Annotated in this window: 13 protein-coding genes; 5 read left to right on the top strand and 8 right to left on the bottom strand. The window is 38.1% G+C overall.

Annotated elements, in window-relative coordinates; all coding sequences use genetic code 11:
- Positions 1 to 1,281, bottom strand: a complete 1,281-nt coding sequence (gene metK, locus J2T03_RS14870) for a methionine adenosyltransferase (RefSeq protein WP_306841619.1) — start codon at positions 1,279 to 1,281, stop codon at positions 1 to 3.
- 231 nt (positions 1,282 to 1,512) lie between these two features.
- Complete coding sequence (locus tag J2T03_RS14865) at positions 1,513 to 2,463, bottom strand: LysR substrate-binding domain-containing protein (protein WP_306841618.1); 951 nt, start codon at positions 2,461 to 2,463, stop codon at positions 1,513 to 1,515.
- 132 nt (positions 2,464 to 2,595) lie between these two features.
- Between J2T03_RS14865 and J2T03_RS14860 the strand changes: the two genes are divergently transcribed.
- The 5 genes from J2T03_RS14860 (at position 2,596) to J2T03_RS14840 (ending at position 6,902) form a co-directional block, all read left to right on the top strand.
- A complete protein-coding gene (locus J2T03_RS14860) occupies positions 2,596 to 4,083 on the top strand; it encodes a catalase (protein ID WP_307212219.1) in 1,488 nt (495 codons plus the stop codon).
- A 104-nt stretch (positions 4,084 to 4,187) separates the two neighbouring features.
- Entirely contained in the window at positions 4,188 to 4,955 is a 768-nt protein-coding gene (locus tag J2T03_RS14855; RefSeq protein WP_307212217.1) for an enoyl-CoA hydratase-related protein, read from the top strand.
- 42 nt (positions 4,956 to 4,997) lie between these two features.
- Positions 4,998 to 5,420 (top strand): deoxycytidylate deaminase, encoded by a 423-nt coding sequence (locus tag J2T03_RS14850; protein ID WP_111958590.1) that lies wholly within the window; start codon positions 4,998 to 5,000, stop codon positions 5,418 to 5,420.
- A 6-nt stretch (positions 5,421 to 5,426) separates the two neighbouring features.
- Positions 5,427 to 6,341, top strand: coding sequence for a site-specific tyrosine recombinase XerD (gene xerD, locus J2T03_RS14845; RefSeq protein WP_306841615.1), 915 nt, complete (start codon positions 5,427 to 5,429; stop codon positions 6,339 to 6,341).
- Between the two features lie 42 nt (positions 6,342 to 6,383).
- Entirely contained in the window at positions 6,384 to 6,902 is a 519-nt protein-coding gene (locus tag J2T03_RS14840; RefSeq protein ID WP_306841614.1) for an NUDIX hydrolase, read from the top strand.
- A gap of 62 nt (positions 6,903 to 6,964) precedes the next feature.
- Here J2T03_RS14840 and J2T03_RS14835 read toward each other — a convergent pair whose 3' ends face one another.
- The 6 genes from J2T03_RS14835 to J2T03_RS14810 all read right to left on the bottom strand — a co-directional run bounded on the left by J2T03_RS14835 (position 6,965) and on the right by J2T03_RS14810 (position 12,968).
- Positions 6,965 to 7,423, bottom strand: coding sequence for a heme-binding domain-containing protein (locus tag J2T03_RS14835; protein ID WP_307212215.1), 459 nt, complete (start codon positions 7,421 to 7,423; stop codon positions 6,965 to 6,967).
- A gap of 4 nt (positions 7,424 to 7,427) precedes the next feature.
- Complete coding sequence (locus J2T03_RS14830) at positions 7,428 to 9,182, bottom strand: Ig-like domain-containing protein (protein ID WP_306841612.1); 1,755 nt, start codon at positions 9,180 to 9,182, stop codon at positions 7,428 to 7,430.
- 23 nt (positions 9,183 to 9,205) lie between these two features.
- Positions 9,206 to 10,468, bottom strand: coding sequence for a serine hydrolase domain-containing protein (locus tag J2T03_RS14825; RefSeq protein WP_307212213.1), 1,263 nt, complete (start codon positions 10,466 to 10,468; stop codon positions 9,206 to 9,208).
- 152 nt (positions 10,469 to 10,620) lie between these two features.
- Positions 10,621 to 11,550 carry a 2-hydroxyacid dehydrogenase gene (locus tag J2T03_RS14820; RefSeq protein ID WP_307212211.1) on the bottom strand — a complete coding sequence of 310 codons (930 nt, stop codon included), beginning with the start codon at positions 11,548 to 11,550 and terminating at the stop codon, positions 10,621 to 10,623.
- Positions 11,551 to 11,688: 138 nt separating this feature from the next.
- Positions 11,689 to 12,240, bottom strand: coding sequence for an acyl-CoA thioesterase (locus J2T03_RS14815; protein ID WP_307212208.1), 552 nt, complete (start codon positions 12,238 to 12,240; stop codon positions 11,689 to 11,691).
- Positions 12,228 to 12,968: a hypothetical protein gene (locus tag J2T03_RS14810; protein ID WP_306841607.1), complete on the bottom strand. Its 741-nt coding sequence runs from the start codon at positions 12,966 to 12,968 to the stop codon at positions 12,228 to 12,230. Before J2T03_RS14810 ends, J2T03_RS14815 begins: the two co-directional genes overlap by 13 nt.
- Between the last annotated feature and the right edge of the window lie 116 nt (positions 12,969 to 13,084).

Raw genomic sequence — 13,084 nt, 5'->3', positions numbered from 1 at the left:
TTAAATACCGAAAGCGGCTTTAATTTCGTCTACTTTGTCAAGTTTTTCCCAGGTAAAGAACTCAAGACCTGTAAGGGTAATTTCATTTTTCTGACCTTTGTTGAATGTTTTGTCAGCTATATAATGCTCTTTCCCCATGTGCCCGTAAGAAGCCGTTTCCTGGTAGATAGGGTTTCTTAATTTTAAGTTCTGCTCAATCGCGTAAGGTCTTAAATCAAAGATTGAAGTCACCTTCTTAGCAATATCACCATCATGAAGATCTACTTTTGAAGTTCCGTAAGTGTTGATATACAAACCGCAAGGCTCAGCAACACCGATTGCATAAGAAACCTGTACCAGAACCTCGTCAGCTACTCCTGCAGCCACCAAGTTTTTAGCAATGTGCCTTGTCGCATAAGCAGCACTTCTGTCTACTTTTGACGGGTCTTTTCCAGAGAAAGCACCACCACCGTGAGCTCCTTTTCCACCGTAGGTATCTACAATGATCTTTCTTCCCGTAAGACCTGTATCCCCGTGAGGACCTCCGATCACAAACTTCCCTGTAGGATTGATATGATATTTGATCTGATCATTGAATAATGCCTTGATCTCTTCAGTCTGTTGAGCAACAACTCTTGGAACCAGGATACTTTTGATGTCTTCACGGATCTTTTTAAGCATTTCTTCTTCAGTTCCGAAGTCGTCATGCTGTGTAGAAACTACAATAGAATCAATTCTTACCGGCTTGTGATCGTCAGAATATTCAATAGTTACCTGGCTTTTTGCATCCGGACGAAGGTAAGCGATTTCATTTCCTTCTCTTCTCAATACAGAAAGCTCTTTAAGAATAGTGTGGGCAAGGTCAAGAGCAAGCGGCATGTAATTCGCCGTTTCATTGGTTGCATACCCGAACATCATCCCCTGGTCGCCAGCACCTTGTGCATTGGCTTTAGCTTCAAAAGATTCGTCATTTACGGCTCTGTCAACTCCCTGGTTGATATCAGGAGACTGTTCGTGAATTGCTGAAATCACGCCACACGAATCTCCGTTGAACATATATTCTCCTTTAGTGTATCCAATTCCGTTAATTACATCTCTTGCAATAGTCTGAACATCAAGATATGCATCGGACTTTACTTCTCCTGCCAGCACTACCTGCCCTGTCGTTACAAGGGTTTCACATGCTACCTTAGAGCTTTTATCGTATGCTAAAAAGTGATCGATTAATGCATCGGAAATCTGATCGGCAATTTTATCCGGATGTCCTTCTGAAACTGATTCAGATGTAAATAGATAAGACATATTATTCTTTGTTTTTAGATTAAAAATTATGTGAAGAAAAATAAGAATAAATTGCCTAGAAAGAATACTGTTTTAGCATATTTTTAGAGAGGTTGCAATCAGGTCAAATTTTTCCTCGTTTATAAACGTCCGCAAATTTAAGTACTATTTTCTTAATACTAAAGGATTTTGCTTGTTAATTATAATTTTCTTAAAATTAATGATTTATATCATTTTGTGCCCCTTCTTAGTTCATTGCGGCTTGATGCTCACAAATTCCTTCGGATTTACATGATAATTCAATTTAAGTTCAAGAGAATTTTTGATAGATAATGACAGTTCATCAATTATTTTCTGCTTAAAAGTCGGCTTATAATAAATAATACTGATCTCTCTGTAAGGAAAAGGTTTTTTGAACCTGAAAACATTCTCTTTCTGCTCTTCTGAAAGCTGACTCAATGCTAGTTCCGGCAGAATACTGATCCCTCCTACCTTATCCACCATATGGACCAAAGTCTGAATATTGGATGCTAAAAAATCCAGATTCTTAGGTTTCAGTGTGTTTTCTTTTAAATGACAGATATTCTCAAACTGATTTCTCAAACAGTTTCCTTCCTCTAAAAGCCATACCTTTTCAACATTCAGCTCTTCGGGTATGATGTAAGAGTTCTTTTTATTCGCTTCCGTATCGGAGCTGTAAATCATCAATTCTTCATTGAAAAGGAAGTCCTGATAAAATTCATCGGCAGAATCATAAGGCGTGGAAATAATTCCGGCATCCAGTTCACCTGCTTTTAAGGCTTTGACAATATTATCAGTGGTCATTTCTTTTACATTCATCTGGATTTTCGGGTTGTCTTCCAAAAATTTAAAGATCTCTGTTGGCAAAATGAAGGAAGAAACGGTAGGAATAATTCCTAAATTGATCGTTCCTCCCAAAATATTATTCAAAAGATTGGCTTTATTTTTCAGCTCATTGACAGATTCTATAATTACCTTTGCCTGATCAATGATTTGGAGACCTACATCTGTAGTACGGATAGGATGCGTTGTTCTGTCGAATACCTTCACATCCAGTTCATCCTCAAATTTTTGTATCATCGCACTTAATGTAGGCTGCGTAATAAAGCATGCCTGGGCTGCTTTACCAAAATGTTTGTACTTATCTACAGCGATAAGATACTCCAGTTGCTGAATGTTCATCTGATTAATATTATCTATTACAAAGATAAAATGTTTTTGCCATTTGTAATCAAAAATTCAAGTAAATTTGATATTTAATACGTCTGCATAAGACAGCTTACAAGGGAAATCAACCATACAAATCATAACTATATGGATTCTAAAAAATTAACGCTAAGCAACGGCGCACCTTATTTTGAACATCAGGACTCACAAACTGTAGGCCCGAGAGGGCCCGTCCTGCTGCAGGATTTCATTCTTCAGGAAAACCTTGCACACTTTGTAAGGGAAAGAATCCCTGAAAGAATTGTGCACGCTAAGGGAAGCGGAGCCTACGGAACATTTACCGTAACACATGATATCAGCCAGTATACAAAAGCCAAATTATTTTCAAAAGTCGGGAACTCCTGCAGAATGTTTGCCCGGTTTTCTACCGTAGGCGGGGAAAAAGGAAGTGCAGATACAGCAAGGGACCCGAGGGGTTTTGCTTTAAAATTTTATACAGAAGACGGAAACTGGGATCTGGTAGGAAATAATACGCCGGTATTCTTTATTAAGGATGCCAAAAAATTCCCGGATTTTATCCATACCCAGAAAAGAGTACCGAAAACCAATTTAAAGAGTGCCACGATGATGTGGGATTTCTGGAGCCATAATCCGGAATCGCTTCACCAGGTTCTTATTTTAATGTCAGACAGGGGAACACCTTATGGCTATAGGCATATGCACGGATTCGGATCTCATACTTTTTCGATGATCAATGCTCAGAATGAAAGAGTCTGGGTGAAATTCCATTTTATAACAAAACAGGGAATAAAGAACTTCACCGATGCAGAAGCCGTAAAGATGGCTGGAGAAAACCCGGATTTTGCGCAGGAGGATCTTTGCAACGCCATTGAAAACGGAGACTTCCCGAAATGGACGATGTATATCCAGGTGATGACTGAAGAGCAGGCTAAGGACTTCAGATGGAATCCTTTTGATGTGACCAAAGTATGGTTTCACGACGACTTCCCGATGATCGAAGTGGGTGAAATGGAACTGAATGAAGTTCCGGTCAATTATTTTGCCCATGTAGAACAGTCAGTATTTTCCCCGAGCAGTCTTATTAACGGAATCAGCTTTTCTCCGGACAAAATGCTCCAGGGAAGGCTATTCTCTTATCCTGACGCACACAGATACAGAGTTGGAGTAAATGCCCACCAGCTGGAAGTGAACCGTTGCCCTTTTGCAGTTAACAACTATCAGAGAGACGGTTTTATGGCAGATTCCAGCCAATATCAGGACCGACCGAATTATTTCCCGAACAGCTTTGACGATATTAAACCGGATCCATCCTATAAGAATTATGAATATGAGCTGGACAGTGCCCATGTTGCCAACTATAACAGGAATGAAAATGATGATGATCATTATACCCAACCCGGATTATTGTATACAAAATCTATGACGGCTGAAGATAGAGAACACTTAATCAGCAACATCGTAGGAAGTATGAAGGGAATTACCGGACCGAAAAAAGATGAGATCATCAACCGTCAATTATGTCACTTTTTCAGGACTAATATAGAGCTTGGCATGAAAGTGGCATCTCAGCTTAACATCAATATTGATGCAAATATGATGAATCACTCGAAATAGCATTTTGAAGGATTCATCAAGTAAAAGGAAAAAAAACTAATATTTTTTCCTTTTTTTTGTAAAAAATTCATAATTTGCAAAAAATAATATTTTATAGTGGAAAAATGAGTTACGAAAATATATTATTAGAAAAAGAAGACAGATTAGCTGTTGTCACCATAAACAGACCTCAAAGCTTAAATGCTTTAAACGCGAAAACGATTCAAGAGATAAGCTCAGCAATGGATGAACTTAACGCTGACCAGTCCTGTAGGGCAATCATTATTACGGGAAGCGGTGAAAAGTCATTTGTAGCGGGAGCCGATATAAAAGAATTCAGTGATTTTGGACAGGAAAAAGCCGAAGAACTGGCCAGAAACGGGCATAATACCCTGTTCAACAAAATTGAGAATACATCTAAACCTGTAATTGCAGCCGTGAATGGTTTCGCATTAGGAGGAGGTTTAGAGCTGGCTATGGCGTGCCACATCAGATATGCATCAGAGAATGCAAGACTGGGGCTTCCGGAAGTCACTCTGGGATTAATTCCGGGGTACGGAGGAACTCAAAGACTTCCTAAACTGGTAGGAAAAGGTATCGCCAACGAAATGATCTTCTCTGCTAAAATGATTCCCGCTCAAAAAGCCAAGGAAATCGGATTGGTGAATGAAGTATACCCTATTGAAGAATTATTAACCAAAACAAAAGAACTAGCGAGTATTATAGCCGGTAACTCACCAATGGCTATATCAAAGGCCATCCAAGCCGTAAACTTGTCTGATACGGATAAAGGTTTTGAATCTGAAATCAAGTATTTCGGGGAACTTTTTGAAATGAACGACAAGAAAGAAGGAGTTAACGCTTTTTTAGAGAAAAGAAAGCCTAACTTCTAAGATTTTAATCCAAATTATTTCGAAAAAAACTAATGCTGCGGTATGAATAAGTTTGATAAAGCTTATCTAAAAATGGCCCAAGAGTGGGCAAAACTATCCTACTGTAAGAGAAAACAGGTAGGAGCTCTTATCGTAAAAGATAGGATGATTATTTCAGATGGTTACAACGGAACTCCTTCGGGATTTGAAAACTGCTGTGAAGATGGAGAAGGAAAAACACACTGGTATGTACTTCATGCGGAAGCCAACGCTATATTAAAGCTGGCTGCTTCCACTCAGTCTGCAAAAGGTGCAACGTTATATTTAACGCTGTCGCCATGCAAAGAATGCAGTAAACTGATTCTGCAGGCTGGAATTACAAGACTTGTGTATATTAATGAGTATTCAGACGACGACGGGATAGCGTTCTTGAGAAACCATAATATTGAAATAGAACAAATATCGGACTGTGAACTAAAAAAATAAGCACAAATGACCTGGAATGAAAAAATCAAAGATTTTGAAATATTTCTTCGCTTCGAAAGAAATTTTTCAGAAAATACTCTCGATGCCTATATTCGAGATATCAAAAAATTAAAAGATTATGCCGAAGTGGATCTGGAAAATGTCGGTCCAGACTCTATCGGTTACGAAAACTTACAGGAATATATCTTCAATCTTTCCAAACAGAAGTTCAGCGAAAGATCACAAGCAAGATGGATTTCTTCCATAAAAGCTTTCTTCAAGTTTCTGCTTGAAGACGAGTACAGGGAAGACAATCCTGCCTCACTGCTTGAAGGTCCAAAACTAGGATTGTATCTTCCTGATACCTTAAGCCTGCCTGATATCAATAAGATTATTGCAGCCATTGAGGCCAGTTCTGACCTCGGAAAGAGAAATCATTGTATCATTGAAGTTCTTTACGGATGCGGCTTACGTGTCTCGGAACTTATTGACCTTAAAATCTCGAACATCAATTTCAAAGAACAGTACATTAAAGTAAACGGAAAAGGCAACAAAACACGCTTCGTTCCTTTGGCGGATTATACTGCTGAACTTTTGGAAACATATATTAAAGAGGTACGTTCGAAAAGCAAGATCAACAAAAAATATGAGGATACGCTGTTTCTTAACAGCCGCGGAACATCTATGTCCAGAGTGATCGTATTTCTGATCATTAAAGAACTTACTGATAAAGCAGGAGTAAGCAAAAAAATCTCCCCCCATACTTTCAGACATTCTTTTGCAACACACCTTTTACAGAATGGAGCAGACCTTCGTTATATCCAGGAAATGCTAGGACATTCCAGTATTACCACTACGGAGATCTACACCCATCTGAAGACGGAAGAACTTCGGGATGTGATTTTGACCTATCACCCGAGAAATATTAATATTGCTCAATAAAACGAGGTTCCATCTGACTTTTGAAAAAATTATTGTTAACAGATGAAATTATTGAAATACTGCCCAAGCTGTGGCAAAGAAACCCTGCACTGGGACGGCGAAAAGAAATGGAGCTGTCCCGAATGCGGTTTCACCCTCTACAATAATGTTGCCGGTGCGGTAGCTGTTGTTATCCGATGTGGTGATGAAATCTATCTTACCCGAAGGAACCGTGACCCTAAAAAGGGAAAACTCGATCTGGCAGGAGGTTTCGTAGATCCAAAGGAAAGCGCAGAAGAAACATGCAAAAGAGAACTTTTTGAAGAGCTTCAGCTTGATGTGGATATTTCAAACTTAAAATATCTGACCAGTCTTCCCAACATTTATCAATATAAAGACATTGATTATAATACGATTGATCTCTTTTATGAGTATAATGTTCAGGAAAAGTTTGAGGCAAATCCTGAGCTTTCTGAAATATCAGAAGCAATCTGGATTCCTTTGAACACACTGGATCTTAATGATATTGCTTTTGAATCTCAGCAGAGATTTTTTGAGGAATATTTGAAAAATAACCCGTAGGTTATCATAAAGAAATTTTCTCCCGCAGATGATACAATTTGCGGGAGTTATTTTATTTGACGTCAATAAGATTTTGATTTCAGCATTTCTTCGAAATACTGAACTAGCAATGTTCTTTCTGCTTCTGTAAGATTCGCTTCTTTGTGATAGACTATATAGCCCGGCATAGGCATTACTTTACTTTGAACCGTCTGGATAGACTTGCTCAGCATGCTTTCTTTCAGTTCCTTGTTATATGTACCCCAAACAGAAAAATTAAGATGTTCCCTGCCTTCATTAACATGGCTTTTTACAGACCATGAAATGGGTGCCACATAAGCATACTTGGGATATACTGTTTCATTAGAATGACAATCGTAACAGGCTCCTTTTATCAGACTTCTAATCTTCTCCGGAGTCTTTTTCGCATCGACGAAGTTCACCGCTGTATTGACAGGCTTATTCACTTTATCAATAGAAATAAACTGCATCATTGCAAAAACCACCAGCGTCCAGAATAGCACTTTTTTTAATGTATTCATAGCTTTATTTTACCGGTGTCAAAATTGCATTTTCAGATTCAGATTTCATTTCTTTATTCAAATCCTTCTGTACAGTGTCTTTTGGTGTTTCAGCAGGAACATCAGTAGGTTTAGGAACATTTCCTTTAGGATTATCCAGCGTTCTGGTATCTTTTAAATCCCAATCTTCTTTGGTCTCCCACAATGGCCGTACAATAGCTTTTTTGTAGAAGACATAGGAATCTTCGGCAAAGGTTTCTTTTTCAAAATCTGCTTCGTCCCAGAATTTATTTCCGTTGTTATCTACCAATATCCTTACAATATATTCATTAGGTTTCAGTATATCAAATTTCACGCTGTTTCCTTTGGTATACCTTGAATAAATGACTTTATCCGAACCATCCAGAAGCTGAATCCAATAACTGGCTTCCGGTGCATTTTGAATATTAAATGCAAGACTTCCAAATTGATCTACTTTTTCTACTTCAAAGTCAAACCGTTTTGACTGTACATTTTTAGCGTAATAGGATGATACTGTTTCTTTTGGAATCGTAAGCTGATATTTTTTGCCATTCACAAAATCTGAGTGAATCTGGATCTGGTAAGGATCTGTTTCAGAGATTTTAGCAGTAAATTCCTGAGTGGTTAAGCTGTCGCTTTTTAAAGTCCATTTTTCAGGACTGATTTTATCGATGATATAGCCGGATCTTATATTAAAGTCAGAATTCGGGGCCAATAATGGGCCTCCGCTGTCGTTTTCAAGATCCATCGCATTTTTTTTGTTGTACTTATAGAATACGGAAACAGTATCCTGCTTGCTGCCGATATCGTAGCTGAACTTCAGATTCTCCGTCACCGTCTGTCCTATATTATTCTTTACAGCATCGAACCAGATTTTTACAGTATCTGATTTCGGACGATGGGTCACTTTAATATCCTGAAGTTTTTCGTTTATGGAAGCTACTTTCACATTCTCCGGATTCCCTTCAAATGTCATGATAGCCCCACCCGGACTTTCTTTCATTTCAAGATACTTCAACGGCTTTTTGGAAGGATATACTTTTAAATTTAATCCTGAAACAGATTTTTCAACATCTACAGGTTCTTTTTGAAATCCTATTTTCTCTTTTCCCGGATCATAAATAGAATTACTATTCTCATCCTCAAAGGCTATAATCTTATATTTTCCGGGCGTAAGATAGTTCAGCTCATAATATCCATCTTCATCCACTTTTGTGATGTAATAGGGCTTCTGCCTGTAATTCATGGTATCTTTTACCTGGTAAAGTCCTACCACAAGCTTATTTTCGCCTTCTTTCTTTTTAATAGCTACCGCATCCGAAATTTCACCGCTGATATAAAGATCATCCAGCTTATCTCCCGTAGAAAAAGCAAAATTGAAATACCTAAGAATATTAGACTCATTATTATCAGCAATCGAGTTTCCAAAATTGAAGTTATAAGTCGTATTGGCCTGAAGAGTATCTTCCCACTGGATCATTACAAACTTGTTGGCAATATTGGAAGGAAGAATCCGCTTTATATTTTTAATAGGTGGAGAAATGATCAGGTTTTTATTAATATCCTTTAAGGTAATATATTCGTCGAAATCCAGCCTGAGCTCGTGGATGTCTCTTTTTACATTAACTCTTGTAGTGTCAATATTAGAGCTTAAAAACTTTGGAGCCAGGGTATCTTTAGGACCACCAACAGGAGATCCTACTCTTGCACATGAGTGTACAAGAAAACAGATAACGAATAATAGAAGAAGTCTTTTCATATATGTTTAAGCAAAATTAAACATTATTCTCCAAAAACTTCATGTCCGGCATTCAAAGTATCTTTATTGTCATTCATTACACTGTGCAGCTTATCTTTCTGAGCCGGGAAATCCTCGAATAATCCTGATAAAGCCAGTGCTGTATATACTTTACCGGAATATTTGTTTCCAATAGCTACAATGGTCACTTTTGACTTCAACAAATGGGCAAATACAGAATTAGTTCCGTGCCACCATCCGTTATGATAGGTGAGTTTCTCGCCGTTATCGAAAATCTTCATCCTGAACCCGAGGCCATAATTATTCATTCCTGCTTTCTCGTTGCTGTAAGGTGTGAAAACCATCTGCATCAGTTCAGGCTTTAAGAAGTCTTTTGAAAACATAGCTTTAGAGAAGTTATAAAGATCTCTTGGTGTCGTATATACATTTTTATCACCATAAATAAGATCAAGCCTGTCTAACGGATACAGTCTGTTTCCACCGTAATAAAAGGACTGTGCAGCTGTAGGAATATCCTTCTCCTGGAAAATATAGGTATGTTCCATTTTCAAAGGCTGGAATACCATTTCTTTCATCGCCTGCGGAAACGGAGTTTTCGTGACCTTCTCTATCAGTAAAGCCAGCATGGCAAAGTTAGTGTTGCAATACATAAAACCCGTATCCGTATCTCTTGCCAGATCAGGTTTATATTTGATGATCATATTCAGAACATCCTGATTGGTAATGAAAGACTTTGAAAGCTCAGCCGGAGCAGGCTGTATTTTGGCTATAAAATATTCGTATTTTGGAAGACCGCTTCTCTGATCCAACAAAGTCTGTACAGTAACATCCGGATAAGGAAACCCTGGAAAATATTGGGTAAGATGGTCGGTAAGTTTAATTTTTCCTGCTTCTACCAATTTCAGCATGGCCATAGCCGTCAACGTTTTTGAAACGGAAGCTACATGTAGCGGTGTATTCTTACCAATCGGCATCTGATTTCCTTCTCTCCCAAAACCCCTGTAGCTTTCATATAGAATTTCATCTCCTTTTGCTACAAGTATTCCCCCGCTCAGGTCTCCCCCTTCCCAGATCTTTTTATAATATTGGTCGATATATCCTGTGAGTATTTCTTTATCTCCAAGCTGGCTGTCTTCTTTGGTAAAAACATTCCCCAGATCTACATTTCCGTAGTTTGGAAGATTGGTCGTACTTTCAGCTGAAGTCTGCTTGGATTCAGAATTTTTTTTACAGGAAATAAAGGATAAAAAAACAGCTACAATAAGTAAAAAATTACGCTTCGTCATGAGTATCAAAAAATGAGCAGCAATTTAATAAAACTCAAAATAAATTCTCAGTTCGGAGCCTATATTATGAATTATTTAACATAAAAGGTGAAACTCGCGAAAGGGATAAAGGCTATAGCAATGAGTGATTTTTTCTTTTGCAGCATATTTTCCTAACAATAGGAAGCAATTATTTTATCTACAATCACCTGTGCCAGCTTTTCTTTACTTTGGTGAGTCCATCCGGCGATGTGAGGTGTTACAATTGTTTTTTCAGATTCCAGGAGGTATTTCAGGTCTTCATTCTCTGTTTCCAGATTTTCAAAGGATGCTTTTTCATATTCGAGAACATCAAGGCAGGCTCCTTTTATTTTCCCTGACTTCAAAGCCTCAACTAAATATTTAGTTTCTACATTTTTCCCTCTTGCTGTATTGACGAAATAGAAATCTTTTTTCATTTCAGAAATAAACTTTTCATTGACGAGGTAATTGGTTTCAGAAGTTAGTGGAATGTGCAGGCTCAGGATATCTGCAGACTTTTTTAATTCGTCTAAACTAACCTGTGAAGCGTAGTCATCAGAAAGTCCGGGAAGGATATCATGAAAAATAACTTTACAGCCAAATCCCGAAAATCTCTTAGCTGTAGCTTTTCCCATATTTCCATATCCTATAAGCCCTACCGTCTTACCGAGAAGCTCATCGCCTCTGTTTTCTTCACGAAGCCAGATTCCGTTTTTAACCTCCTGGGAAGCGATAAAAAGACGGTTCATTAGAATCAACAGCATTCCTACAACATGCTCTGCTACTGAATCCCTGTTTCCTTCCGGAGAATTGATCAACTGAATACCCAGTTTCTCTGCAACAGGAATATCAATATTTTCCATTCCGGCTCCAACCCTGGCAATGAATTTCAGGCTTTTTCCCTTTTCCAGAAAGTTTTTATCCAGAGGAATCCTACTTCTGATGATGACCCCGTCATAGTTTTCAATTTTATGACAAACCTCATCGTAAGAGGAAGTAAAGTCTTCTTCCAGTACAAAATTCTTAGCCAAAAGCTGTTCTGTGATGAGAGGATGGTTTTTATCTAAAAGAAGAATTTTCATTTTTTTAACACGAATATTATAATTAAACGTGATTTTATTTTAACGCAAAGAGTGCAAAGATTTATTTAAAATAACTTCTGTTTTTAAGATCACGAAGGCGCTAATACTTAGCAAGGGTTGAATCTAAAAGAAGTTAATTTATTTTTTATCTTTTTTGGATTCTTTTGTTTCTTCTGGTTCCTGGAACAATTTCTTAAGCTCTACAGATTCAAGAGGCTTCATTCTTCCGGAAAGGATTAGTGACAGCTCTTTTCTTCTGAAAGCAGCAGCGTGTCTCAGCTTTTCTTCTTCTGTTTCAGGGACCATATCCGGGATAGGAATAGGACGGTTGAATTCATCTACTGCAACGAAAGTATAAATTCCCTCATTGGTATGAATTTTCTTCTGATTGATCGGATCGTCCAGCCAAACATCCACATACACCTCCATTGAAGTAGAGAACGCTCTTGAAACTTTAGATTCCAGGACAACCACTCCACCTTCAGGGATAGGATGATTGAAAGAAACATGATTTACAGAGGCTGTTACCACTCTTCTTTCACAGTGTCTGGCTGCAGAAATGGAAGCACAACGGTCCATTTTTGCAAGAAGCTCACCTCCGAAAAGGTTTCTTAAAGAGTTGGTTTCGTTCGGAAGAACAATATTGGTCATGATAGTCAGAGATTCTGACGCTTTTTTTATTTTTGCCATTGAGTCTTAGTGTTGTTTTGAGCTGCCGGAGCTGGTTTTATGCCTTTTCCAACCGGTTTTGCTAATGAATCTTTTTTCAGGGAATCTGAAACAGCCGCTTTCGGACCGTGCACCATAACTTTTACTGTGTCTTTTACAATTTTGTGTGTAGAAGCTTTATCAAAAGATTCTTTTCCGAAAAGAAGTTCTCTTTGGGTAAACGCCAGATACAGGATTCCTAAAACAGGAATTACAAGCAGGAAAATCCAAAGAATAGATTTTTTGAATGTATAATCTTTCTCCTTGCTTTCTTTAGTACTGATCTTTTCACCGTTATTGATATCCGAGAGCCTGATCTCTTCAAGCCCGTAGAAATCCGGATGCCCCGATTCTATTCTTTTCCCTTTGAAATGGGTCTTATCATCTTCAATATGGATAACCCCGAGGTTCTGAATTTCCAGAAACTGATCTGCCTGAAGCTTTTTCTTCCAAAAATCGGTCTGGATTTTCAGATCACTTCTGGAAGCTTCTAAAGACATGTGTTTTTCTCCGGCTATAAAGGCAGCCAGCTCATCAGACTGTATTTCATAATCCACCGTAAAAACGATCTCGCTTGCAGGCGGAAGGATGCTTCCGTTCTCAGAATTAATAATTGCTTTGGAGTTTTTAAGCGAAAACGCACCGAATCCCGGAACCGTCACAGTTCCAAATTGTTTCAGATATTCTAAAATGTAAGCTGAAATATTCATTTGGCAGCAAATTTATAATTTTTTCGTGACTTTCTGAAGAGATTTATAGGATATAAAAAAAGACTGCCGAAACAGTCTTTTGATAAATAGGTATAAAATTGAATGGATTAAACGCC

Origin of the sequence: Chryseobacterium lathyri, assembly GCF_030812195.1 — a bacterium.
In the GTDB taxonomy this organism is placed as follows: Bacteria; Bacteroidota; Bacteroidia; order Flavobacteriales; family Weeksellaceae; genus Chryseobacterium; species Chryseobacterium lathyri_A.
Note: the sequence above shows the minus strand (reverse complement) of the source record. Positions and strands in the feature narration are given on the sequence as shown.

Coding starts and splice junctions, on each gene's coding strand:
- J2T03_RS14825 (WP_307212213.1), bottom strand. CDS start 10,468: ATGACGAAGCGTAATTTTTTACTTATTGTAGCTGTTTTTTTATCCTTT.
- J2T03_RS14850 (WP_111958590.1), top strand. CDS start 4,998: ATGAATAAGTTTGATAAAGCTTATCTAAAAATGGCCCAAGAGTGGGCA.
- J2T03_RS14830 (WP_306841612.1), bottom strand. CDS start 9,182: ATGAAAAGACTTCTTCTATTATTCGTTATCTGTTTTCTTGTACACTCA.
- J2T03_RS14860 (WP_307212219.1), top strand. CDS start 2,596: ATGGATTCTAAAAAATTAACGCTAAGCAACGGCGCACCTTATTTTGAA.
- J2T03_RS14865 (WP_306841618.1), bottom strand. CDS start 2,463: ATGAACATTCAGCAACTGGAGTATCTTATCGCTGTAGATAAGTACAAA.
- J2T03_RS14820 (WP_307212211.1), bottom strand. CDS start 11,550: ATGAAAATTCTTCTTTTAGATAAAAACCATCCTCTCATCACAGAACAG.
- metK (WP_306841619.1), bottom strand. CDS start 1,281: ATGTCTTATCTATTTACATCTGAATCAGTTTCAGAAGGACATCCGGAT.
- J2T03_RS14815 (WP_307212208.1), bottom strand. CDS start 12,240: ATGGCAAAAATAAAAAAAGCGTCAGAATCTCTGACTATCATGACCAAT.
- J2T03_RS14840 (WP_306841614.1), top strand. CDS start 6,384: ATGAAATTATTGAAATACTGCCCAAGCTGTGGCAAAGAAACCCTGCAC.
- J2T03_RS14810 (WP_306841607.1), bottom strand. CDS start 12,968: ATGAATATTTCAGCTTACATTTTAGAATATCTGAAACAATTTGGAACT.
- J2T03_RS14835 (WP_307212215.1), bottom strand. CDS start 7,423: ATGAATACATTAAAAAAAGTGCTATTCTGGACGCTGGTGGTTTTTGCA.
- J2T03_RS14855 (WP_307212217.1), top strand. CDS start 4,188: ATGAGTTACGAAAATATATTATTAGAAAAAGAAGACAGATTAGCTGTT.
- xerD (WP_306841615.1), top strand. CDS start 5,427: ATGACCTGGAATGAAAAAATCAAAGATTTTGAAATATTTCTTCGCTTC.